The organism is Roseibium sp., assembly GCF_048260565.1.
GTDB lineage: Bacteria > Pseudomonadota > Alphaproteobacteria > Rhizobiales > Stappiaceae > Roseibium.
In genome coordinates, this window is record NZ_JBLXGP010000002.1 from 255,632 (window position 1) to 277,835 (window position 22,204).

The 22,204-nt window shown below is 62.6% G+C and carries 19 protein-coding genes; 15 read left to right on the top strand and 4 right to left on the bottom strand.

What is annotated here, in order from left to right; all coding sequences use genetic code 11:
• The first annotated feature begins 204 nt into the window (after positions 1-204).
• The 9 genes from ACN0SO_RS05865 (at position 205) to ACN0SO_RS05905 (ending at position 11,989) form a co-directional block, all read left to right on the top strand.
• Complete coding sequence (locus ACN0SO_RS05865) at positions 205-1,002, top strand: 1-deoxy-D-xylulose-5-phosphate synthase N-terminal domain-containing protein (RefSeq protein WP_417675515.1); 798 nt, start codon at positions 205-207, stop codon at positions 1,000-1,002.
• Positions 995-1,999, top strand: coding sequence for a transketolase family protein (locus ACN0SO_RS05870; protein ID WP_417675517.1), 1,005 nt, complete (start codon positions 995-997; stop codon positions 1,997-1,999). The genes ACN0SO_RS05865 and ACN0SO_RS05870 overlap by 8 nt, the downstream gene beginning before the upstream one ends.
• Positions 2,000-2,028: 29 nt before the next feature.
• Positions 2,029-2,934 (top strand): NAD(P)-dependent oxidoreductase, encoded by a 906-nt coding sequence (locus tag ACN0SO_RS05875; protein WP_417675519.1) that lies wholly within the window; start codon positions 2,029-2,031, stop codon positions 2,932-2,934.
• Positions 2,935-2,973: 39 nt separating this feature from the next.
• Positions 2,974-3,834, top strand: a complete 861-nt coding sequence (locus tag ACN0SO_RS05880; RefSeq protein ID WP_417675521.1) for an enoyl-CoA hydratase/isomerase family protein — start codon at positions 2,974-2,976, stop codon at positions 3,832-3,834.
• Between the two features lie 162 nt (positions 3,835-3,996).
• Entirely contained in the window at positions 3,997-5,082 is a 1,086-nt protein-coding gene (locus ACN0SO_RS05885) for a C4-dicarboxylate TRAP transporter substrate-binding protein (RefSeq protein WP_417675523.1), read from the top strand.
• A gap of 88 nt (positions 5,083-5,170) precedes the next feature.
• Complete coding sequence (locus ACN0SO_RS05890) at positions 5,171-7,123, top strand: TRAP transporter large permease subunit (RefSeq protein WP_417675525.1); 1,953 nt, start codon at positions 5,171-5,173, stop codon at positions 7,121-7,123.
• 9 nt (positions 7,124-7,132) lie between these two features.
• Complete coding sequence (locus ACN0SO_RS05895) at positions 7,133-8,491, top strand: amidohydrolase family protein (RefSeq protein WP_417675527.1); 1,359 nt, start codon at positions 7,133-7,135, stop codon at positions 8,489-8,491.
• A gap of 473 nt (positions 8,492-8,964) precedes the next feature.
• Entirely contained in the window at positions 8,965-10,290 is a 1,326-nt protein-coding gene (locus ACN0SO_RS05900; RefSeq protein WP_417675529.1) for an enoyl ACP reductase FabMG family protein, read from the top strand.
• Positions 10,291-10,552: 262 nt separating this feature from the next.
• On the top strand, positions 10,553-11,989 hold the full coding sequence (locus ACN0SO_RS05905) for an NAD-dependent succinate-semialdehyde dehydrogenase (protein WP_417675531.1): 1,437 nt from the start codon (positions 10,553-10,555) through the stop codon (positions 11,987-11,989).
• Between the two features lie 57 nt (positions 11,990-12,046).
• Here ACN0SO_RS05905 and ACN0SO_RS05910 read toward each other — a convergent pair whose 3' ends face one another.
• Entirely contained in the window at positions 12,047-13,009 is a 963-nt protein-coding gene (locus ACN0SO_RS05910) for an acyltransferase domain-containing protein (RefSeq protein ID WP_417675533.1), read from the bottom strand.
• On the opposite strand from ACN0SO_RS05910, the gene ACN0SO_RS05915 reads away from it, so the two are divergent.
• Positions 13,008-13,817, top strand: coding sequence for a 4'-phosphopantetheinyl transferase family protein (locus ACN0SO_RS05915; protein ID WP_417675535.1), 810 nt, complete (start codon positions 13,008-13,010; stop codon positions 13,815-13,817). The genes ACN0SO_RS05910 and ACN0SO_RS05915 overlap by 2 nt on opposite strands.
• Here the strand turns inward: ACN0SO_RS05915 and ACN0SO_RS05920 are convergent.
• Positions 13,790-14,647 (bottom strand): metallophosphoesterase family protein, encoded by an 858-nt coding sequence (locus ACN0SO_RS05920; RefSeq protein ID WP_417675537.1) that lies wholly within the window; start codon positions 14,645-14,647, stop codon positions 13,790-13,792. The genes ACN0SO_RS05915 and ACN0SO_RS05920 overlap by 28 nt on opposite strands.
• 125 nt (positions 14,648-14,772) lie before the next feature.
• On the opposite strand from ACN0SO_RS05920, the gene ACN0SO_RS05925 reads away from it, so the two are divergent.
• From ACN0SO_RS05925 to ACN0SO_RS05945, 5 genes are all read left to right on the top strand, one after another.
• Complete coding sequence (locus tag ACN0SO_RS05925; RefSeq protein WP_417675539.1) at positions 14,773-16,026, top strand: cytochrome P450; 1,254 nt, start codon at positions 14,773-14,775, stop codon at positions 16,024-16,026.
• Positions 16,023-17,279: a hydroxymethylglutaryl-CoA synthase family protein gene (locus tag ACN0SO_RS05930; protein WP_417675541.1), complete on the top strand. Its 1,257-nt coding sequence runs from the start codon at positions 16,023-16,025 to the stop codon at positions 17,277-17,279. The genes ACN0SO_RS05925 and ACN0SO_RS05930 overlap by 4 nt, the downstream gene beginning before the upstream one ends.
• 231 nt (positions 17,280-17,510) lie before the next feature.
• Positions 17,511-17,756, top strand: a complete 246-nt coding sequence (locus ACN0SO_RS05935) for an acyl carrier protein (RefSeq protein ID WP_417675543.1) — start codon at positions 17,511-17,513, stop codon at positions 17,754-17,756.
• Positions 17,757-17,760: 4 nt separating this feature from the next.
• Positions 17,761-18,987, top strand: a complete 1,227-nt coding sequence (locus ACN0SO_RS05940; protein ID WP_417675545.1) for a beta-ketoacyl synthase N-terminal-like domain-containing protein — start codon at positions 17,761-17,763, stop codon at positions 18,985-18,987.
• On the top strand, positions 18,984-19,754 hold the full coding sequence (locus ACN0SO_RS05945) for an enoyl-CoA hydratase/isomerase (RefSeq protein ID WP_417675547.1): 771 nt from the start codon (positions 18,984-18,986) through the stop codon (positions 19,752-19,754). Before ACN0SO_RS05940 ends, ACN0SO_RS05945 begins: the two co-directional genes overlap by 4 nt.
• Here the strand turns inward: ACN0SO_RS05945 and asnB are convergent.
• A complete protein-coding gene (gene asnB / locus ACN0SO_RS05950) occupies positions 19,723-21,717 on the bottom strand; it encodes an asparagine synthase (glutamine-hydrolyzing) (RefSeq protein ID WP_417675549.1) in 1,995 nt (664 codons plus the stop codon). The two genes, ACN0SO_RS05945 and asnB, sit on opposite strands and share 32 nt — an antisense overlap.
• A gap of 21 nt (positions 21,718-21,738) precedes the next feature.
• Positions 21,739-22,002 (bottom strand): hypothetical protein, encoded by a 264-nt coding sequence (locus tag ACN0SO_RS05955; protein WP_417675551.1) that lies wholly within the window; start codon positions 22,000-22,002, stop codon positions 21,739-21,741.
• Positions 22,003-22,204: the final 202 nt, after the last annotated feature.

The window sequence follows — 22,204 nt, forward strand, 5'->3', positions numbered from 1 at the left end:
CGTGTTTCAGTCAGTCCCGGTTGCTGAACCGTAAGAGCCTCATGTGTAAAATTTTCCATTCGCAAGAAGCGCTGAAATCAGCGGAATAAATCTCAATTCCAGCGCAAATACCGCAATGCGGGATCGAAAGCCGATTGACAGGGGAAGCGCGAGACGATTATCAAAAAAGAAAAGTGGCTAATCCACTTTGAATGGGAGGAAAACATGATTCCGAACAGGGATCTCGGCCGATTCGCGGACCGGCTGCGCTTGCGCGCGGTTCAAATGGTTGCGCCGCACGGTTTTGGATATCTCGGCCAGATGCTGTCGTCGGCCGAACTCTTCGCGGCTCTTTATGCACGCCACTACCGGCCGGACACCGACAGGATCGTGATTTCGCCGGGCCACTACATCATCGCGGCCTTCGCCGCAGCCGCCGAAATCGGCCATCTGGACGAGGCGCTTCTGGAAACCTACGGCCACGACGGCTCGCGTCTGGAAGCGATCGGCACGGAAAAATCGCCGGCGGTGGACCTGACCGGCGGCTCGCTGAGCCAGGGCCTGTCGGGCGCCTGCGGCTTTGCTCTGGCGCTGAAAATGGCCGGCAACACCGACAGCCGGGTCTATGTCCTCATCAGCGACGGCGAACTGGAGGAGGGGCAGCTCTGGGAGGCAGCTCTTTTTGCCGCCCACAACAAGCTCGACAATCTGACCGTCCTTCTCGATGCCAACGACAGCCAGGTGGACGGCCCCGTGTCGTCGATCACCACCCTCGAGCCGATCGCGGCGAAATGGGAAAGCTTCGGCTGGGCGGCCTTCGATGTGGACGGACACGACGTGGACGCCGTCGACGGGGCGCTGGGCCAGGCGGTTCAGGCCGGCAAGCCCGCGGTCGTTATCGGCCGGACCTCCACTGTCCACGGCCTGTCGGTCCTGCCCGAAGGTGCGGACGGACACTTCATCAAGCTGCCGGAAGAGCTCGCCGAGGCGGCCATCGCGGAACTGGAGGCCCGTCTTGCATAATCGTCCCTATCCAACGGTGTTGAAGCCCTACGGCCAGGCGCTGGTCGATCTGGCGCGCGAGCGCAAGGAAATCGTCTGTCTGACCGGCGACCTGACCCGCCAGTGCGAGATCGACCTGTTCCAGGACATGTTTCCGGAGCGGTTCATTCACGCCGGCATGGCCGAGGCCAACATGGTCAGCATGGCGGGCGCGCTCGCCCGCTGCGGTCATATCCCCTTCGTACATTCCTTCGGCGTCTTTTCGACCCGCCGACCGCTCGACCAGATCGTCAACTCGGTCGCCTACCCGAACCTTCCTGTTCGCATCGTCGGCTTCATGCCGGGCGTCTCCAGTCCGGGCGGGCCGAGCCACCAGGCCATCGAGGACGTGGCGCTGATGCGGGCGATCCCCAACATGACCGTCGTCGACGTGGCGGACGCGGTCGAGATCCGCAAGGCGCTGCCGGCGATCGTCGATCACCCGGGCCCGGTCTACCTGCGCCTGAAGCGTGGCGAGATCCCGGTGATCTTCGATGACGACCACGAATTCTCCATGACCAGGGCCCAGATCATCAAGGAAGGTGACGAAGCCTCCATCCTTGCCAACGGCATGATGCTGTCGGCAGCCATCGCGGCGGCTGAGGCGCTCGATGCTGCCGGCGTGTCGACCCGGGTCGTCAACGTGCCGGTGGTCAAGCCGCTTGATAACGATACCGTTCTCGATGTGGCGCGCCGCTCGAAACTCGTGGTGACGGCGGAGAACCATTCGATCATCGGCGGGCTCGGATCGGCGGTGGCGGAAGTCATGGCGGAGGCCGGTGTCGGCTGTCCGCTGCGGCGGATCGGTCTGCGCGACACCTTTGCCGAAGGCGCACGCACCGCGCCGCCGCTCTTCAGGAAATACGGGCTTGGCACGCAGGACATCATCGATGCGGTCTGGTCCGCGTTGTCCCGGACGGGCGCAGCGCCCGCTGCACCGGTCGTCGACGCAGCACCTGGCGAATACGCGCCGGTTTGAGCCGGCAAGCGATTGGAACAGAAAAGGAAATGGCGGATATGAGTTCCGAACTCACTCTTGGCTGGCTTGGCACCGGACGAATGGGCGCCGCGATGGCCGGCCGGCTGCTCCAGGCGGGCAATGACGTCACGGTCTGGAACCGGACACGCTCCAAGACCGACGATCTGGCCAAAGCCGGGGCGAAGGTTGCCGACACCATCCACGACCTGGCCGCGACCGACGTTGTCTTTATCATGGTGTCGACGCCGAAGGATCTGGAACAGGTCGTCGCCGGCGAGGGCGGGTTGCTGTCGGCGCCGAAGCTGCCGCGGATCATCGTCGACTGTTCCTCCGTCAGTGCGGAGGCCTCGGCAGAGGTGCGCCGCCTGACCGATGAAAAGGGCGTCGAATTCCTGGCCTCACCGATCAGCGGCAATCCGCATGTGGTGGCCGAAGGTCAGTCGATCCTGATGTCGTCCGGCCCGAAGGCGACCTATGAGGCTGCACGGCCATACCTGAACGCCATCGGCAAGACCTCGGTCTGGGTCGGGGAGGGCGAGCAGGCGCGCGTCGTCAAGATCTGCCACAACCTCTATCTCGGCATGATCGTGCAGTCCCTGAGCGAAGTGACGGCTTTGGCAGAAAAATCCGGCGTGCCGCGCTCGGCATTTCTGGAATTCCTGAACAACACGGTGCTCGCCAGCGACTGGGTGCGCAAGCGCACGCCCGACATGCTGTCGCTCGACTGGACCCCGACCTTCACGACCGAACTCCTGCGCAAGGATTTCGATCTCGGCCTTGCCATTGCACGGGCACAGGAGATGCCGATGCCCGTCGGGGCGGGCGTCATGCAGCTCATCCAGAACGCCATCGGACGCGGCCACCGCGACGACGACTTCCTGTCCCTGTTCCAGGTGCAGGCCGAGTCCGCGGGCATGACCATAAAGCCGGAATGACCGCTCGCGGCAACAGGTGAGAAAAGACAGGAGGAAACAGTGTCTCTTCAGCAGTTCGTATCCACACCCGACTTCGACGAATACAAGGAGACCTTCAAGGACTTCTTCAAGATGACCCGGCGCGACGACGGCGTCCTGCTGGTCGAGGCGCATACGCTCGGCGGCCCGATCCAGCTCAGCGTGGAAAACCACCGGGCCTTGGGGCAGATGCTCAAGGTCGTCGGCGCCGATCCGAAAAACGAAATCATGATCCTGACCGGTTCCGGCGAGGAATTCATGATGGATTCCGATCCGAACGGCTTTGCGCTGGAAGAAGAGGACATGGAGTACTGGGCGTATGAATACGCCTACAAGGATGGACGCATCAATGTCAGCTCGCTGATCAACGATCTGGAGATCCCGACCATCGGCCTCATGAACGGTCCGGGCTTCCATTCCGAAATCGTGCTGATGTGCGACATTTCCCTGGCTGCGAACGATGCCACCATCTTCGACCTGCACTATGACATCGGCTCCTGTCCGGCGGACGGCATTCATAATTGTTTCCAGGAGCTCCTGGGCGTGAAGCGGGCGGCTTACGCTCTGCTGACCGGTCAGGCGATCACCCCGCAGCAGGCGCTGGAATGGGGCATGGTCAACGAGGTTCTGCCGCGTGACCAGCTGATCGACCGGGCCTTCACCATTGCCGATCACATCATGACCCAGCCGCGAACCACCCGCCGGCTGACCACTCAGATCGTGCGTCGTCCCTGGAAACAGCGCATCGTCAACGATCTCGACGGCGGCTTCGGGATCCAGATGTTCGGCCATGTCGCCAAGAAGAAGGCGATCCACACCAAGCAGGGCATTGCCTCCGTCGTCGACTACGTGCGCCAGGGCCGCCCGAACAATTTCGACTGAAGCAAGGAAACACGAACCGGCGCGTCAGGTCGGCCGCAAAGGAATTGGCATAACTGCCTTGACGCGTCGATTGGTTGATCTCATTCTGGACTAGCCAATTTGGAAGGAGGGTCTCGCGAGAATTACGGAGGAATAAGTCTAAAATTCTGGGAGGAACAGAAAATGAAGATTACGCGAAGGACCGCTGTCACGGCGATGATCTCGGCAACCGCACTGCCGCTTCTGGGAGGGAGCCGGGCGTTTGCACAAAAGACCATTCCGCTGACGATCGCATCCAGCCATCCGCTGATCATTCCGTGGGTCGGCCCGTTGAAAACGGTCATTGTCGACAAGTCGAACGCGCTTCTGGAGGAGAGGGGCTCCGACTACCGGATCGACTGGACGGAAGCGTTCGGAGGAACGCTCTATAATTTCAACCAAACGCTCGAGGCGGTGACGACACAGCTCACCGACATGGGCTGGATCGGCTCCCTGTTCGAGCCGGCGAGCCTGCCGCTGCAGAACATCATGTATTCGACGCCCTTCGTCACCCAGACGGTGGCGCAGGCGATCAATACAATGAACCTGCTCAACGCCGAACAGCCGGCGATGAAGGCGGAATGGGCCAAGTATGACGTCCGTTTCTTCGGCTCCTGCTGCTCCGACGGCTACAGCCTTTACACCAAGAAGCCGATCGAAAAGCTGTCCGATCTGGAAGGCTTGAAGATCCTCGGCGGCGTGTCGCTCGCGCCCTGGATCGAACCGCTCGGCGCGTCCCTGGTCGCGACCGGCATTCCGCAGATGTACAGCCAGGTCCAGACCGGCGTGGGCGATGGTGTGCTGCTGATCTCCACGGGCGCCTATCCTCTGAAGCTGCATGAGGTCGCGCCCTATGTCACCCGGGTCGACACCGGTCCGCTGACCTTCGGCGGCTTCGGCATCAACGCCGATACCTACGCCTCGCTTCCCGAAGACGTGCAGCAGGTGCTGGCGGAACTCGGCGGCGAATACTCCAAGGCGAACGCCGACCTGATCGTGCAACGCGAGAAGCAGGTCTTCGAAGCCTTCGAAAAGGAAGGCGCGCATGTCTCCGACATGCCCCTGGAGCAGAAGCAGGAGTGGGTCGACCGCATGCCGGATCTGGGCAAGGCCTGGGTCGAGGCCACGGAGAAAAACGGCGTTCCGGCGCGCGAGATCATGAAGGCCTTCATGGAAACGGTGCAGGCGCAGGGCGCCAAGCCGTTGCGCGACTGGTCGGCCAACATCTAGCCGGCACGCAGGCAACGCGTCCCCGTCTCCTTTGGACGGGGACGCAAACTTCTCCACCCGCTCTCCGGACAGATGCGTTTCACGATCCATGACCTATGAAAATACCGAGGCCGCCGGCAAGGGGCACTCCGCCTGGAAAAGGGCGGACGACGCGCTAGCCGCCCTGTCCATGAGCTTCACGTCCGTGGGCTCGACCGTCGTCGCCAGCTTCATGCTGTTCATCTTCGTCGACGTGCTGTCGCGGAAGTTCCTGTCCCTGCCGCTTAACGGGGTGTCGGAATTCGTCGCCTATTCCATCGTCGCCTGTATCTTCTGCCAGCTCGGCGCAGCGATCCGAAACGGCAAGATGATCGCCACCGACTTCATCATGGGCGCATGGGAGGCGCGGCGGCCGGTTCTCGCCGAGGGTGCGAAGGCCATCTATTACGCAATCGCTTTCCTGCTTCTGGCGCGCATCGTCGCCTGGCTGGCCGACGATGCCTGGTCCGCTTGGGCGGACGGCGAGTATTCCGGCGCGGTCGGCGCCTTCCAGATGCCGCTCTGGCCGTTCAAGCTGGTCACCGCGCTGGGCGCGATCATTGCAGCCGCGGAAGCCTTCCGGGTTCTCGCCATGAACACGGCGGGCCTCTACAGATCGCTGGCCGGCGGCGAGACGAGGGAACAGGGCCTCGCCGGGCTGATGATTTTCATCGCTGTCTGCATTCTGTTTCTGCTGGCCATGGCCTACGGCGACCTCTCCCGCATCCAGCTGGGCTTTCTGGCCTTTGCCGGCCTGTTCGCGCTGGTGGCCTGCGGCATGCCGGTCGCCTTTTCCCTGATCGCCATGTCCTTCATCGCGATCTGGGCGATCCGCAGCAACATTTCCATTGCCGACAACGCCATGGGACTGGCGGCGTCGGGCACCGTGCGCTCCTTCGAATTCGGCGTCGTGCCCCTGTTCGTCATGATGGGCCTCGTGCTCGATCGGGCCGACGTCGGCCGGGACGCCTTCCGGGTGGCGGTGTTTCTCTTAAGCGGGATCCGCGGCGGCCTCGCCAATGCAACGGTTGCCGCCAATGCGGTCTTTGCCGCCATCACCGGATCGTCCATTGCCTCGGCCGCCGTCTTCAGCCGCATTGCCGTGCCGCCCATGGTGGAAGCGGGCTACAGCAAGCGCTTCGCCGTCGGCGTCGTCGCCGGCTCCTCCATTCTGGGCATGCTCATTCCGCCGAGCATTCTGCTGATCATCTACGGCCTGATCGCCGAAGCCTCGGTCGGGGCGCTGTTCGTCGCGGCCATCGTGCCCGGCGTCCTGCTTGCGGCGTGCTTCTGCCTTCTGAACATCGCGCTCGTCAGCTTCTTTCCGAAATTCGTCGGCAATCCGAGGCCCGGTCTCAATGGCGAGCACATGACCTTCGGCGAAATCTGCCGGAACCTTGCCCCGGTCTTCTTCCTCATCCTGCTGGTCATGGGCGGGATCTACGGCGGTGTCTTCAGCCCGACCGAGGCAGGTGCCATCGGCGCTCTGGGCGCCTGTGTCATCGCCGCCGCGCGCCGCAGACTGACCTGGGACACGATAAAGAGCGTGGTGCTGGAAACCGGCTTCATCACCGCCAGCATCCTGTTCCTGATCATCTCCGCCAGCCTGTACTCGCGCATGCTGGCCCTGTCGTCGATCCCCAATTCCATGACCGAATTCATCAGCGCGCTCAACCTGTCGCTGATCGGCTTCTGCCTGGCCTACATGGTGCTGGTGATCCTGCTCGGCATGATCCTCGATTCCGTCTCCATCCTCCTGATCGTGCTGCCCATCGCCCTGCCGGTCGTCAGCGCCTTCGGCGGCGACCCGATCTGGTTCGGCATCATCAGCATCATCGCCGTGGAGGTCGGATTGCTGACGCCACCCTTTGGCCTGTCCGTCTTCGTCGTCAAGGGATCGCTGCCCGACGGCTTCGCCAGCCTGGGAGACATTTTCGCCGGCGTGGCGCCCTACGTCGTCACCATGATCCTTTTCATTATCCTGCTCATCCTGGTTCCCGGGATCGCGCTTGTTCTTTTGTGAGGTTGCCCCATGACCAAAACCCTGATCCGGGATGCGATCCTTGTCACCATGGACGAAACCATCGGAGATCTCAGCTCCGGCTCCATCCTGATCGAGGACGATCGGATCCTGGAGATCGCCCCGCATATCGACGTGTCTGACGAGGTCAGGGTCATCGACGGCGAGAACCGGATCGCCATGCCGGGGTTCGTCAATGCGCATATCCACACCTGGCAGACGGGCTTGCGGGGCGTGGCCGCCGACTGGACGATTGCCGAATACCTGCGTGCCATGCACGCGGGCCTGGCCGGCTATTTCCGGCCGGACGACATCCGCATCGCCAATCATTTCGGCGCCCTGAACCAGATCTCCTCCGGCACCACGACCCTGGCCGACTGGTGCCACAACAACCCGACGCCGGACCACACAGATGCGGCGATCGACGGCCTGGAAGCCTCAGGCATCCGCGCGGTCTTCCTGCACGGATCGCCCAAGCCCGATCCGAAGCCGGGGCAGAAGCATTTCTCCGAACTGCCCATGCCCGTCGCCGAAGTCCGCCGCCTTCGGGACGGACGCCTGTCCGACGACGAGGCCCTGGTGACCATGGGACTGGCGATCCTCGGACCGCAGATGAGCGTCTGGGAGGTGTGCGAAGCCGATTTCCGGCTTGCGAAGGACATGGGGCTGATCGCCTCCATGCATGTCAGCGGCAAGTTCCTGACACAGGACGGTTTCGAACGGCTCGCAGACCTGGACCTGCTCGGGCCCCATATCAACATCGTTCACGGCAATATCCTGAACGACGACCTCTTGAAGCTGTTGGTGGACCGGGGCGTGAGCTTCACGCTGACCCCGGAGGTGGAACTGCAAATGGGCTTCGGCGACCCGCTGACCACGCGGCTGCGCAAGGCGGGCGGCCGGATCTCGCTCGGCTCCGACATCGAAAGCTCCATGACCGGCGACATGTTCTCCGTCACCCGCGTTGCTCTTCAGGCGGCGCGCCATTGCGACAATCTCGTCTCCCTGGCCGAAAAGGGCACCTGCCCGGACAGCATCACCGTGCCGAGCCGGGAGGCGTTGCAATGGGCGACCATCGACGGCGCGCGCATGCTTGGGATGGAACACCGGATCGGCTCCCTGACCCCAGGCAAGAAGGCCGACATCGTGCTGCTGGACTGCGGCAAGCTCAACATGTTCCCGGTCGTCGACCCCGTCCCGGCAATCCTGTTCCATGCCGGCGTCATCAACGTGGACACGGTCCTCATCGACGGCAAGATCCGCAAATGGGACGGCCAGCTAGTCGGCGCGCCGACGCGCACGCAACGGGATGCCCTGCAGCAGTCCGGCCGCCGGATCTGGCGGGAGTTTCGGGAGAATGCGGGGCATTGAGCATTTGGGGAGAGGTCGGGCAGATACGGAATAGATCGCTGAACCTGTGAGTTCGGCAAACGAATAACCCGAATCCCCAAGAAGGTGTACCGATTGTTCGGGAAAGTCGTGTGCAGCCAGTAACCGCCACACGTCCCGGCCCCTTTGTCATAAATCCTTGATAAGCCGCGATGTATCAGAGCGCACGTCATTTCCTGCGCCGGCGTAGGACAGATGCGGACGTCCCGCCTCTCCGGCTGTTTCAGCCTGCAATCATTTTTGATTGGTAAAGAGCTTGCGGCGGTCGGTGACTGTGCATACACGTCGGAAGCTTTTTCGTCCGTGGGCAGACGGCATTAAACAGACTTCTGAAATGAAGCCGGCAAGCCGAACATAAAGGATGAGACGTGTCAGGCCGGGATTGATGAAATCATCTGTCGATTGATTTTCTCTTCTCCGGGGTGACATCTATTGGTCTTCTAAAGGAATCAATGATGGGTCAAAGAGTTTCACTGAGAAATCTTCCCGGGGCAGGGCTTTTCAAAAAGGGAGACGTCTTTGTTCTGTTCGGCGAGCTTTTTGATCGTGGATACGCCAACGGCCTTGTGGACGAAGCCCGCGCCGCGGGCATGGACATCATCGGCTTCACCGTCGGGCGCCGCACGGAGGACAACAGCCTTCGACCGCTGACCGCGGAGGAGCTGGAAGCAGCCGAGGCTCATCTGGGCGGGCGCATCATCAACGTTCCGCTGATGGCCGGTTTCGATCTCGACGCGCCGGAAGGCGGGCTCACGCCGCGCGATGTCATCAACCAGCTTTCCATGGCCACCTGGTACGACGAGAAATTCGACTGGGACTATCTCGGAAAATGCCGGCAGATCGGCGTGGATCGTTTCAAGTCTGCGGCGGCGCAGGCCTTTGCCCAGCTCAAGGACATGATCCCCGAAGGCCGGAACGTGTTCTTCGCCCACACCATGGCGGGCGGCGTGCCCAAGGCGAAGATCTTCCTCGCGCTGGCAAACCGCATCTACAAGGGCCGCGGCGACCGCTTCCTGTCGTCCGATGACTTTATTGCCAGCGATCTCGGCAAGCTGATCCTGCAGAATTTCGAGGAAGTCACCGCCAACACGTTTCAGCACCTGATCGAGGGCACGGAAGAAATCCGCGACCGGATCGTTCAGGGCGGCAACCACGTGCATTATTCCGCCTACGGCTATCACGGCACGGAAATCCTGATCAACGATGCCTATAAATGGCAGACCTATTCCAACTACACGCAAGGCTATGCCAAGAAGAAGCTGGAACAGATCGCCTCCGACAGCTGGGAAAAGGGCATCAAGGCCTCCGTCTTCAACTGCCCGGAAATCCGCACCAATTCCTCCGACATTTTCGTCGGCGTCGAACTGCCCCTGTTCTCGCTGCTGCTCGCCCTGAAAAAGGAAGATGGCGGCGCCTGGGCCGATGCCCAATGGAAGCATTGCTGCAACCTGCTCGATGACGATGTTCCGCTGGACACGGTGCTGCAGAAGATCCAGGACCTGAACAACAGCAAGGTCATGGAACGCACCCGCGACTTCGACAGCTGGCCGGCGCCCAACGCGCCGGATCTCGCCGAAATCGTGATCAGTGCCTCCCAGGAAATCACCAAGATGCACAAGGACCGGGGCGCGCTCATCACCGACCACCTGAGCGCGCTTGTCGTCCTGGCCACGGGGACGCTGATTTTCCGCGAAATGGCCGATCCGACCGGACCCGTCATCTGGCTCAATCACGACATCGTCGCAAAACAGCTGAACGAGGCCAGGCCTTCCGTATCGTGAGGCCGGGGGCCCCGACCCGCAAGCGGCAGCTGTCGCCGGCCGGGAACGGGGCTTCAGGCGCGCCTGGCCGTGTCGGCCTTGCGCTTTTGTCAATGCGCTGTCCGAAAATCTGTTAGGCTCGATGGGTTGATTATTACACAGGCGGAAGTCTGTAATATCGGCCAGCCGCCGGATTCGGTTTTCGTAATCGGCCGGCAAGCTCTTATCTCATGAAAAGCGCTGCCGTCCGGCGGCGCGCGTTCCAAAACACGGTTGTTCCAAGATGCAGTCCTATCCCGACGTTAAGCTTTTTATTGACGGCGAATGGTGCGATGCCGCCGAAGGCAAGACCATTCCCGTTCTCGATCCGGCCACCGAGGAAGAGATCGGCACGATCCCCCACGCGACCAAGCCGGATCTCGACCGCGCCCTTGCGGCGGCTGAAAAAGGCTTTGCGGTCTGGAGCCAGACCTCCGCTTACGATCGCTCCAGGCTGATGCGCAAGGCGGCCGACCTGCTGCGCGAGCGCGCCGGCGACATCGCCTGGATGATGACGCGCGAACAGGGCAAGCCGCTGGGCCAGTCCAAGATGGAAGTGCTCGCCGGCGCCGACGTCATCGACTGGTTCGCCGAGGAAGGCCGCCGCACCTACGGTCAGGTCATTCCGGCCCGCGCCCCCGGCGTGCTGCAGATGACGGTCAAGGTTCCCGTCGGCCCGGTGGCCGCCTTCACCCCGTGGAACTTCCCGATCAACCAGGTCGTCCGCAAGCTGTCGGCCGCAGTCGCGACCGGCTGTTCGATCATCGTCAAGGCGCCGGAAGAAACCCCCGCGTCTCCGGCGGAACTGATCCGCTGCTTCGTCGATGCCGGCATTCCGGCCGGCGTGGTCGGCCTGGTCTTCGGCGTGCCTGCCGAAATCTCCGAATACCTGATCCCGCATCCGGTCATCCGCAAGGTGACCTTCACCGGCTCCACGCCGGTCGGCAAGCAGCTGGCGGCGCTCGCCGGCCTGCACATGAAGCGCGCCACCATGGAGCTTGGCGGCCATGCGCCGGTCATGGTGTTCGACGATGCGGACGTGGACAAGGCCGTCAAGATGATGGCGACCCACAAGTTCCGCAACGCCGGCCAGGTCTGCGTGTCGCCGACCCGTTTCCTGGTGCAGGACGCGATCGCCGACAGGTTCATGGAAGGCTTCACCGAAGCGGCGAAGGCCGTGAAGGTCGGCAACGGCCTGGAAGACGGCGTCGACATGGGCCCGCTTGCCAACGAGCGCCGCATCCCGGCTCTTGAAGGCCTGATCAACGACGCGGTCGACCGGGGCGGCAAGCTGACCACCGGCGGCAACCGCATCGGCAACCAGGGTTATTTCTTCGAGCCCACGGTTCTGACCGACGTGCCGACCGAGGCCCGTGTCATGAACGAGGAGCCCTTCGGTCCGCTCGCCGTGATCAACCGCTTCTCCACCCTGGATGATGCCATCGGCGAAGCCAACCGGCTGCCCTTCGGGCTTGCCGCTTACGCCTTCACCGGCTCGACCGACACCGCCCAGGCACTCGGCTCGAGGGTCCAGGCCGGCATGCTGACCATCAACCACCTCGGCCTCGCGCTTCCCGAAGTGCCCTTCGGCGGCGTCAAGGATTCCGGCTACGGCACGGAAGGTGGTTCCGAGGCGCTCGAAGCCTACCTCGACACCCGCTTCGTGACCCAGAAGTCGTGATCGGATGAAAGCAAGACGCGCCCGCTTGATCCGGTAATCCGGTGAGGACGGGCGCGTCTAATTTTGAAAAATCTGCTCCAGCCGCTTGAGATTCCCACCGAACGGGGAGAGCAGCGGAACGATCTCCGACGGCGAACGCTCCGACAGTTCCTGACGCAGCACCGCTGCCAGGCTGGCCGTGGGGCTGAGGTCCAGATAGCGCGCGCCGCCGCCGACCTCGATCGCGGCAAACGTCTTTCGCAGTTCCATCGGCTCGCGGACGATTTGCCAGAGCAGATTGCCGTTGGTGGCCTCCAGTGGTTTGCCGAGGCAGGATGACCAGACCGGCCAGAACGGCGTTTCGAAGGATAGTTCGGATACTGCTTCGAGGTAGGTTTCTTTAGCCGGCTCGATCCAGCGCGAATGAAACGCAAACGGAACCGGCAGCCGCTGGAAGGCTACATCCAGCCGCCTCAGCTCCGAGATCACCTGTTCGGCATCCGTCTCCAGGCAGGCAAGGACGCAATGGCGTTCCGCATTGGTGCCGGCGACTTCGGTCAACTCGGATAGGAGCGGGCTTTCCGCGCGGATGCTCACAGGCGCAAGCGCTGCAATCAGCGCCCCGGCGGGCGAGGTCTTGCGGAAGATCGCCGGCTGGTCGGCGACGGCTTTCAAGGCGGTTTCGAACGGGATCATGCCGGAAACGCTCATGGCGACGAATTCGCCGAGGCTGACGCCGAGCAGCCCGTCCGGCTTCACGCCCTGGCCTTGCAGAAGCTTGGCGAGCGCGAACTGGGTCATGAACAGGGACGGATGGGACTGTTCCAGCCGGTCGAACGGATCGCTCAAGGACTTATCCGCCGCATAGATTGCCTCGAGCGGCGAAAAACCGTGGAGATTTCGCACGATCCTGTCGCCAATCTCCATCCATTGCCGGAAGACGGGATAGGCGCTCATGAGATCCGATGCCATATGGTAATACTGTGATCCTTGCCCGGCGAAGCAGAAGAGGATGGGAAGAGACTTGGAATCGGAAGGCATGAACAGGACCTTGAGCAGCGATCGGACGAGCGCCGGCTTCTTGTCGCACGGGCCGGCGGGCGGCGGCAAGACGCTGATCGGCCATGACCGTGTCGCCGCGTGGTGGCTGAACCTCGACCGGATCGGCGAAGAGGACTGGGCCGGGCTGGAAGCGCTTCTGATCGACGAGGAACTGGAACGGGCAGACCGGTTTCACTTCCACCGCGACCGGGAGGTTTATATCGCCGCCCATGCGATCTGCCGGGGTCTGCTCAGCTACTGTTTGGGCGAGGCACCGCAAAGCTGGCGGTTCTCGGTGGAAGACCACGGCAAGCCGGAACTGATCTCGCCCGCAGGTGGTCCCCGCGTCCGGGTGAACATTTCCCACACGCGCGGGCTTGCCGCCGTGGCGCTCACCGTCGACCATGACATCGGCGTCGACGTGGAATGGCTGCAGCGCGACGCGCCGACGGAAAAGCTGGCCGAACGGGTCTTCGCCGAACCGGAACGAAAGACACTGGCCGCAGCACCCACCGCTTCGAAGATCGATACCTTCCTGACCTTCTGGACCCTGAAGGAAGCCTATGTGAAGGCCATCGGCAAGGGCCTGTCCCAGCCGCTGGATGCGTTTTCCTTCGACCTGGAAAGCCTGCGCATCCATTTCGACGACAGCCTGGCCGACGACCCGGAAAGGTGGCATTTCGAACGCTATCGCCTGAGCGCGGACCATCTGATGGCGCTCGCCATCCGCCATCCGCAGCCGGCCTCTCTCGCCGTGGACACCGTTCCGGCGCCCCTCGATTATCTTCTGGAACTGGCCGCTTCCTGAACGGTTTCTTCTTCCGGCAGGATGTCGCGCAGATAAGGGGCAATTCCCAAGCTCTGGTCCCATTGGCGCAGGTAGCCGAGAGAGACTTCCTCGAACCGCGTGCCGTCGCGCCAGTCGGTCCGGCGCGTGTGCAGATGGCCGGAAATCACCACCCGGGCGTTGAAGCGCTGATGCCAGTCCTCGGTTCGCCGCGTCCCGCACCAGGGGGTGAAACGCGGCGCGCGCGGAATGTGGATCAGGTCGCTGCGCATCGGGAAATGGTTGATCAGGATCGTCGGCATACCGTCGGGAATCTCGGCGAGCCGCCGCTCCGTTTCCTCGCATCGCCGCTCGCACCAGTGGTCGCGGCTTTCAAAGGGCGCGTGGTTCAGGAACATCTCGTCGGCGCAGACAGCTCCTTCCTCCCGTGCCCAGGCCACCACCTCGTCCCGGCTCACGTGATCGGGCCGGAAGCTGTAGTCATAAAGCAGGAACAGCGGCGCAACGACAGTGGGTCCGCCGGGTCCGGTCCAGGTTTCGTAAGGGTCTTCCGGGGTGAGAATGCCGTGGTCGCGGGCGCATTGTACCAGCGCCTGGTAGCGTTCTTCACCGGCGAGTGCGGGGGCGCCTCTCTCCTCCGGGATCGCCCAGAGATCGTGGTTCCCCGGCACCCAAAACACCTTGGCGAATTTCCGGGTCAGCGTCGCGAAAGCAAGCTGCATATGCTCGAAGCGTTCGGCCACGTCGCCGGCAACGATCAGCCAGTCGTCCCCGAAGTCGGGAAGCTCGATCAGGGCGTCGCGGTTGGCCGCGCTTGCCAGGTGAAGGTCGCTGATGGCTTTTATGGTCATTCTGTTGGAGATCGGGGTCTCGTTCCTTGACGGTATCGTGCACTTGGGGAACACTTCACCCAACGGTCGTCCTTGTCCACCCTGAACCGGCCGGTTTTCAGATCAATCTGGTAAAAGAGTAAGTGATGTCCGAGGTCCAGATCGAAAACGGCGGCGACATCGACTGGTGGTCGATTCTCTCAGACCGGACCTTTCTTGAAAATCCCTATCCCGAATTGCGCCGCCTGCAGGCTCTGGGCCCTGTGCACCTGGACAAGTCCAACGGGATCTATTTCATCCTCGGCCACAAGGCCTTCTCGAAGGCGGCAAAATCCTCGGCGCTTGGCCGGGACACGCGCCACTGGACCAACGGCTGGAACACCGACGACTACCGCGCGCATGATCCGGTCGGCTATCGCCTCTTCAGCGAATTCCAGCCGCAGATGATCAACAATGACGGCGACATTCACCGGCGCATGCGCAAGGTCTATGAGCCGGCCTTCCGCGCCCAGGCGATGACGTCCATGGTGTCCCTGATCGAGGAGGAGGCCACCGCCCTGTTGAAGGCGATGCCGGACAAAGGCGAGGTCGATTTCATCGAGGCCTTTGCCGGGCCGCTGCCGCTGCGCGTCCTTTGCAAGCTGTTCGACATCCCTGAAAGCCTGGACGAGACCATCGCTCGCTGGAGCGCGTCTCTGATCCGGATCGGCGACATCCTGATGACGCCGGAGCAGAAGGTCGAGGCCTTGGAGGCCTTGAACGAATTCAAAGCGTTCCTGCGCGAGCAGATTGCGGCCCGCAAGAACCGGGACGAAGACAATCTCATGGGCCTTGCGATCCAGGCCTACAAGGACGGGACGCTGGACGAGGAAGAAACCCTGACCAACCTGGTCTCCATGCTGGTCGCCGGTCATGAAACCACCGTCACCCTGATCGGCAACGGCATGCTGCTCCTGATGCGCAACCCAGAGGAAATGGCCCGGCTGCGCAAAGACCCTGACCTGATGCGCACCGCGATCGAGGAGTTCCTGCGCGTGGAGCCGGGCGGCAACATGATCCTGCGCGTCGCGCGGGAAGACGTCGAGGTCGAGGGCACGCTGATCCCCGAGGGGTCTCCGGTCATCGGCCTGATCGGCGCCATCAACCGGGATCCTGCCCGGTTCGACCGGCCGGATGAGCTGGATATCGGCCGGCCCGCGAACGCCCAGTTCACCTTCGGCGGCGGCGCGCATGTCTGCATCGGCGCACCGCTGGCCCGGCTTGAGGCCCAGATCGCCTTTTCCGCGGTTCTGGACAAATACGCCAATATCGAGCTCGCCGGAAAGCCGGAATGGCGGCTCGACCGGATGAATGCGCGCGGCCTCGGCCATCTGCCGCTGCGCGTGGAGCGAGCTGCATGAACCGTCCCGTCGGTATCGAGGCCATGAACGTCTTCGGCGGCATGGCTTATCTGGATGTGCGCGAGCTCTGCGATCACCGCGGCCTGGACATGCCCCGGTTCGAAAACCTGCTGATGCAGGAAAAGACCGTGGCACTGCCCTACGAGGACCCGGTTACCTTCGCGGTCAACGCGGCAAAGCCCGTGGTTGACAGCCTGACGGCGGAGGAGCGCGGCCGCATCGAAATGGTCGTCACCTGTACCGAATCCGGCATCGACTTCGGCAAGTCGCTCAGCACCTATCTGCATCGCTATCTGGACCTGCCGTCGAACTGCCGCCTGTTCGAAATCAAGCAGGCCTGTTATTCCGGTTCGGCCGGTCTGCAGATGGCGGTGAATTTCGTGCTGTCGCAGACATCGCCCGGCGGCAAGGCACTGGTGGTGACCACCGATATCTCAAGGTTTGCGCTGGCCGACGCCAACGCGGTCCAGGAATGGGCCTATTCCGAACCCAGTTCCGGCGCCGGCGCGGTGGCGATGCTCGTCTCCGACACCCCGCATATCCTGCAGGTCGATCCGGGCGCCTACGGCAACCATGCCTTCGAGGTCATGGATACCTGCCGTCCGGGCCCCGACACCGAGGCGGGGGATGCGGATCTGTCCCTGATGGCTTATCTGGATTGCTGCGCCGGCGCCTATGACGATTACGCTCGCCGGGTAGATGGGGCCGACTTCCGTCAAACCTTTAGCCAGCTTTGTTTTCACACACCCTTCGGCGGCATGGTGAAGGGCGCGCACCGGCACCTGATGCGCAAGCTCTACAAGGCAAAGCCGGCGGAGATCGCCGAGGATTTCGAAACCCGCCTTGGCCCGAGCCTGGCCTATGGCAAGCGGGTGGGCAACACCGCCGGCGGGTCCGTCTTCGTCGCCCTGGCCGGCACGATCGACACGGTGGACCTGACGGAGCCGCAGCGCATCGGCCTGTTTTCCTATGGCTCCGGCTGCTGCTCGGAGTTCTTCAGCGGTGTCGTCGGCCCGGAGGGCGCGGAGCGGCTGAAATCCATGGGAATTTCCAAGGCCCTCGACGAGCGCTATCGCCTGTCCATCGCCGAATACGAAAAGCTGCTTTCCGGCGATGCGGTTGTCCGCTTCGGGACGAAGGATGCCAAGCTCGACCATGACATCATTCCCGGTGCCTGGCCCGCCGCTGGCAAGGGCGACCGGCTTGTCCTCGACGCCGTGGCGGGGTACCACCGGAACTACATCTGGGTCTGAGATGGATGACAAAGCCCGATTTCGTCATCCCGGGCGAACGTAAGTGAGACCCGGGACCGGCGAGCCGAGGTCTTTGCCTGTTCAACTCTGTTGAATTCGCGAGACTTCTGCCACCCCGGCCCCGGCTCGCGCTTTCGCTTGGCCGGGGTGACGATGGAGAGAATGAGGCTTTGTCAGCAGTCTGTGGGGCCGAATGATTTTTGCAAATTGGCCCGGTCAGGGGGATTGAAGTTGGACAGCGATCAAATCGTCGGGATCATCATTGCGGAGATCCGCGAGACCGTGCCCGAACTGGCGGAACAACCCATCGGACGGGACGATTCCATGGCAGATCTCGGTGTCGATTCCATCGAGCGCAGCGAAATCATTCTCGCGGCCATGGAACAGTTGGGGCTGAAGATCCCGATGGTCCAGCTTCACGGGCCCCGCAACATTGGCGAGCTCGCGGACCTGCTCCTGGCCAAGAGCAGCGGATGATCCCGTGACGATCGCGGTCATCGGAATAGGCATTGCCTGCGGGCTGGGGCACGGCAAGGAGGCGTTCCGGAAGGGCTTGTTCGCAGCCCCGAATGTCTTTTCTTATCTGAAACGCGAAGGCCGCGAGCCGCCCGAGGGGGAGACCCCGTTCATCGGCGTGGAAATGCCGGACCCGCCTTCCATATTGCCGCCGCGCCTGGCGCGAACCGCCACCTTGAGCAGCCGTGCCGCCATCTCCGTTCTGGACGAAGCCTGGAACGAGGCCGGGTTGGAGGCGGTCGATCCGGAGCGTATCGGTCTGGTCGTCGGCGGCAGCAACCTGATGACGCGGGAACGGGTAATCGCCCTTCGGGATTACACTGGGCGGCTCGCTTACGTGCCGCCGCGCCACGGGCACATGTTCCTCGATACGGATATCTGCGGCCTGTGCACGGCGACTTATCCGATCCGCGGCTTTTCCTATAGCGTCGGGGCCGCCTCGGCGAGTGGGTCGGTGGCGATCATTCAGGCCATGGAGGCAATCCGCTCCGGCCGGGTGGATGTCTGTATCGCCCTCGGCGCGCTGCAGGACCTCTCCGCTCACGATCTTCAGGCGATGCGTACCATGGGCGCCATGGGCTCGACCCGGTTTGCAGATAACCCGGTGGAGGCCTGCCGGCCGATGGATGCCGATCATGACGGCTTTATCTTCGGCGAAGCCTGCGCCGCGCTGGTCCTGTGCCGGACGGACAAGATGGCTAGCGGCAAGGTCTACGGCGAGATCCGGGGCGCAAGCCATGTCGCGGACGGCTCCCGCGGTCCGGAACCCAGCTCCGAGGGTCAGGTTCGCGCAGCAAACCTGGCCCTGGCCGAGGCCGGACTGGCCGTCTCTGATATCGACACTGTCAACGGCCACGCGACGAGCACGCCAACCGGGGACGATACCGAACTCGAAACCTATCGGACACTCGGCCTGGAACATGCCCGGATAAACGCCACCAAATCCATTCTGGGCCACGGGTTGAGCGCCGCCGGTGCGATCGAGGTCGCCGCTGTTTTGATGCAGATCGAGGCAGGCCGCTTGCATCCGACCCGCAATCTGGAAACGCCGCTGGATCCGGGTTTCGGCTGGGTTCGCGGGGAGCCGGAGACCCACGATATCCGTCACGCCTTGAAGTTTTCCTTCGGATTCGGCGGAGTGGATACGGCCCTTGTGATCGGTGCACCGGGAACCGGGCGGAGGCGGCAATGAGTTTTGAAACGCTCAAGGTGACGACCGGCGACGGCATTTGCCGGATCGCCTTCGACCGCCCGAAGGTCGGCAATGCGATCAACGCGCGGATGATCGAGGACTTCACTGCAGTCCTCGCGCAATGCGCCAGCGACGATGGTCCGGACGGCAAGCCGGTGACGGTGGTGGTCATCGAAGGCGGGGAAGACGTGTTTTGCGCCGGCGGCGATTTCGATGCGGTTACCGAGAACGGCTCTGCCGGCGATCCGGAACCGCTCTACGATGTCTGGCGGACGCTGGCCGAGGGACCGTTCGTGACGATCGCGTTGGTAAAGGGCAGGGCCAATGCCGGTGGGGTCGGTTTTGTCGCTGCCTCCGACATCGTCATCGCCGGCAAAGGCGCGAGTTTCGGCCTGTCGGAACTGCTTTTCGGCCTGTTTCCGGCCTGCGTGCTGCCGTTTCTGATCCGGCGGATCGGCCGGCAGAAGGCCCATTACATGACCCTGATGACGAAGCCGGTGAGCGCCGCCGACGCATATGAAACTGGTTTAGTCGATGTTCTTGCGGATGATCCGGAAGCAGCCCTGCACCAGCATCTGGCGCGCCTGAAACACCTGACCCGTCCGGCCATCGCGCGTTACAAGACCTATATGGCCACCTGCAGCGGCAATCCGGACACGGACAAGGCGGCGGCCCTTGCCGCCAATCGCGCGGTCTTTTCCGACAGGCAAGTCCTTGCGGGCATCCGCCGCTATGTCACCGAGCTGAAGCTTCCCTGGGAGGAATAGGCTTTTCCCGTTCCAGCGTCAGATTGACGGCCTTTTCCAGCGGCGGCAGGACAGGGGTGCGCAAGGCTTCGCGCCGGACGAAGGCCCGGTGCAAGAGGCAGATCGACAGCAGGTAGAGGAAGGTCTGATTTTCCTTGGTGCTGATCTCGCTTGCCGGTTTGGTCAGGACCTTGTTCGCCAGGCGCTGCGCGAATTTCGGATTGAGGAACGGAACCTTTCCAAGCTCTTCCTCGCTCAGCACTAAGTCTAGATAGTCGGGGCGCAGGGCGGCGAAGGCGGCCGCATCCGGCGCGCGGTAGGGGAACTTGCGCTTGTCGATGATCCGGTCCGGCAGCCGGCCGCGGAAGGCCTCGCGCAGCAGGCGCTTCTCGGTAAAGCCGTCGTCGAATTTCAGATTGACCGAGGTGGCAAGTGCGAACAGGTCCGGGTCGAGGAACGGGCAGCGGTTTTCGACGCCATGCGCCAGGCTCATGCGTTCGCCCTGGGTCGACAGAAGATAGCCGGGCAACAGGGTCTTGTATTCCAGCCACTGGGCCTTTTCCGTCGGCGACAGCCCGGCGTATTCGGGAGATCCGGCAACGAGATCCGAGATGGCCTTGAACGGCGTGCCGGCCTCTTTCATCAGGCGGGCGGAGAACAGGCCGTTCTGGAACCTGAGTTCATGGGAAAACAGGCCGGGCATCTTTTCGCTCGAGAACTGATGGTAGAGCCCGGTGACGGCGGCGATATCCTCCGGCCCGTAATGGGCCAGATGTGGATAGAGCTGTTCCAGCCGTGTGCGGCGGACGTCTTCCGGCAGCCGGTCCCAGGCGTCGCGCAGCAGGGTTTCCTTGAAGAGGTCGTAGCCGAGAAATGCCTCGTCGGCGCCTTCGCCGCTGAGGATGACCTTGATGCCCTCGTCCTTGGTGCGTTTCGACAGGAGGTACATCGGCACGAAGGCGCTTCGGAAGGCGGGCACTTCCGCATGATAGACCGCGTCGGGCGTGGCATTGGCAATGTCGGTGTGGGTGATCCGCTGTGCATGGTGGCGGGTGCCGAGATGCTCCGACACCAGCTTCTGGTCGCCGGATTCATCGAACTCCTCGTCCTCGAATTCCACGGAAAAGGTCGACAGCGGCTTGCGCGAAATATCCTCGGCAAGGGCTGCGACGATGGCGGAATCGACCCCGCCGCTTAAGTAAACGCCGACCTCGACATCGCTGCGCAGGCGCAGTTCCACGCTACGGGTCAGCCGCTCCCGGATCAGGTCGAGCGCATCGGCCTCGCGCGCCACATCCGGGCCTTCGTCGAACCGGAGATCGGCGTAAGCGTGCACGTTCACCGAACCGTTGCGCCAGGAAAGCCACCGGCCCATAGGCAGGCTCTCGATGCCCTTGAAGCCGGACTGGTCGGGCAGGGGCGTCCATTGGCCCAGGATGGAGGAGATCTGGTCGGGGTCCTGCTCGAAGGTGAAGCCGGGTACGGCCAGGAAGGCCTTCATTTCCGACGCGAACAGCAGGGCGTCACCGTGCCGGGCAAAAAACATCGGCCTCTTGCCGAACCGGTCGCGAGCGAGAAACACCTCATCGGTGGTGCTGTCATAAAGCGCAAAAGCGAAGCCGCCGTTGAACCGGGTAAGGCAGTCCGGGCCCCAGGTGATCCAGGCGTTCAGGACGACTTCCGTGTCGCAATGGGTATGGAACCGGCAGCCAAGGGCCTCGAGTTCCGCGCTCAATTCCAGGTAATTGTAAATCTCGCCGTTGTAGCAGAGCCAGTAGCGCCCGCTCGGATCGCAAAAGGGCTGCGCGCCGGACGCCGGATCCATGATCGCCAGCCGAACCGTTCCCATGGCTAAGCCGTCATCGACCACATAACCGGCGCCGTCGGGGCCTCGGTGGCCGATATAGGCCAGCATGCCGGTAATCATGCCGGTCAGGGGGTCGGCGGAAAGGGCTGGATGACTGATACCGGCAATGCCGCACATATAGAAACCGCCTGTTCAGGGTCAATCGGCCGAACGTTCGGATACTTTAAGCTCGGATACTTTCTGCGCCACGGCCTTTTCGATCTGCGTCAGGCTGACCATGACGCCGCTGGTCATTTCCTGTTCGGTGAACTTGATGCCGAATTCCTCTTCCAGAAAGCGGACGAGCTGGATGTAGCCGAAGGAGTCCATCACGCCTTCCTTGAAGAGGTCGGAGCTTTCGGGGAAGGTGTCGTCGAATTCAATCAGAAATTGTTCTTCGATGAAGGCGCGTATCTTGCTCATGATCTCCGACTGCGTCTGACGAAGGGCCTTGCCCGGTAAGGAGCCGGTCGAGTACGGAGTGCCGCGACTTGCCCAGCCTTGAATTTACGGTAGCCAATTGAAACGCGGAGCAACAGTCTCAAGGAACGGAATTTTCCCCTGACAACAGAAAAAAGCACAGGAAAAAATAACCTAAGGTAAGCATTTCGTGAGCAGGACACGC

Bases quoted from the DNA above. Each gene is read 5' to 3' on its own strand.
- ACN0SO_RS05885 (WP_417675523.1), top strand. From the start codon at position 3,997: ATGAAGATTACGCGAAGGACCGCTGTCACGGCGATGATCTCGGCAACC.
- asnB (WP_417675549.1), bottom strand. From the start codon at position 21,717: ATGTGCGGCATTGCCGGTATCAGTCATCCAGCCCTTTCCGCCGACCCC.
- ACN0SO_RS05865 (WP_417675515.1), top strand. From the start codon at position 205: ATGATTCCGAACAGGGATCTCGGCCGATTCGCGGACCGGCTGCGCTTG.
- ACN0SO_RS05910 (WP_417675533.1), bottom strand. From the start codon at position 13,009: ATGCCTTCCGATTCCAAGTCTCTTCCCATCCTCTTCTGCTTCGCCGGG.
- ACN0SO_RS05890 (WP_417675525.1), top strand. From the start codon at position 5,171: ATGACCTATGAAAATACCGAGGCCGCCGGCAAGGGGCACTCCGCCTGG.
- ACN0SO_RS05905 (WP_417675531.1), top strand. From the start codon at position 10,553: ATGCAGTCCTATCCCGACGTTAAGCTTTTTATTGACGGCGAATGGTGC.
- ACN0SO_RS05945 (WP_417675547.1), top strand. From the start codon at position 18,984: ATGAGTTTTGAAACGCTCAAGGTGACGACCGGCGACGGCATTTGCCGG.
- ACN0SO_RS05875 (WP_417675519.1), top strand. From the start codon at position 2,029: ATGGCGGATATGAGTTCCGAACTCACTCTTGGCTGGCTTGGCACCGGA.
- ACN0SO_RS05925 (WP_417675539.1), top strand. From the start codon at position 14,773: ATGTCCGAGGTCCAGATCGAAAACGGCGGCGACATCGACTGGTGGTCG.
- ACN0SO_RS05920 (WP_417675537.1), bottom strand. From the start codon at position 14,647: ATGACCATAAAAGCCATCAGCGACCTTCACCTGGCAAGCGCGGCCAAC.
- ACN0SO_RS05955 (WP_417675551.1), bottom strand. From the start codon at position 22,002: ATGAGCAAGATACGCGCCTTCATCGAAGAACAATTTCTGATTGAATTC.
- ACN0SO_RS05930 (WP_417675541.1), top strand. From the start codon at position 16,023: ATGAACCGTCCCGTCGGTATCGAGGCCATGAACGTCTTCGGCGGCATG.
- ACN0SO_RS05895 (WP_417675527.1), top strand. From the start codon at position 7,133: ATGACCAAAACCCTGATCCGGGATGCGATCCTTGTCACCATGGACGAA.
- ACN0SO_RS05915 (WP_417675535.1), top strand. From the start codon at position 13,008: ATGAACAGGACCTTGAGCAGCGATCGGACGAGCGCCGGCTTCTTGTCG.
- ACN0SO_RS05900 (WP_417675529.1), top strand. From the start codon at position 8,965: ATGGGTCAAAGAGTTTCACTGAGAAATCTTCCCGGGGCAGGGCTTTTC.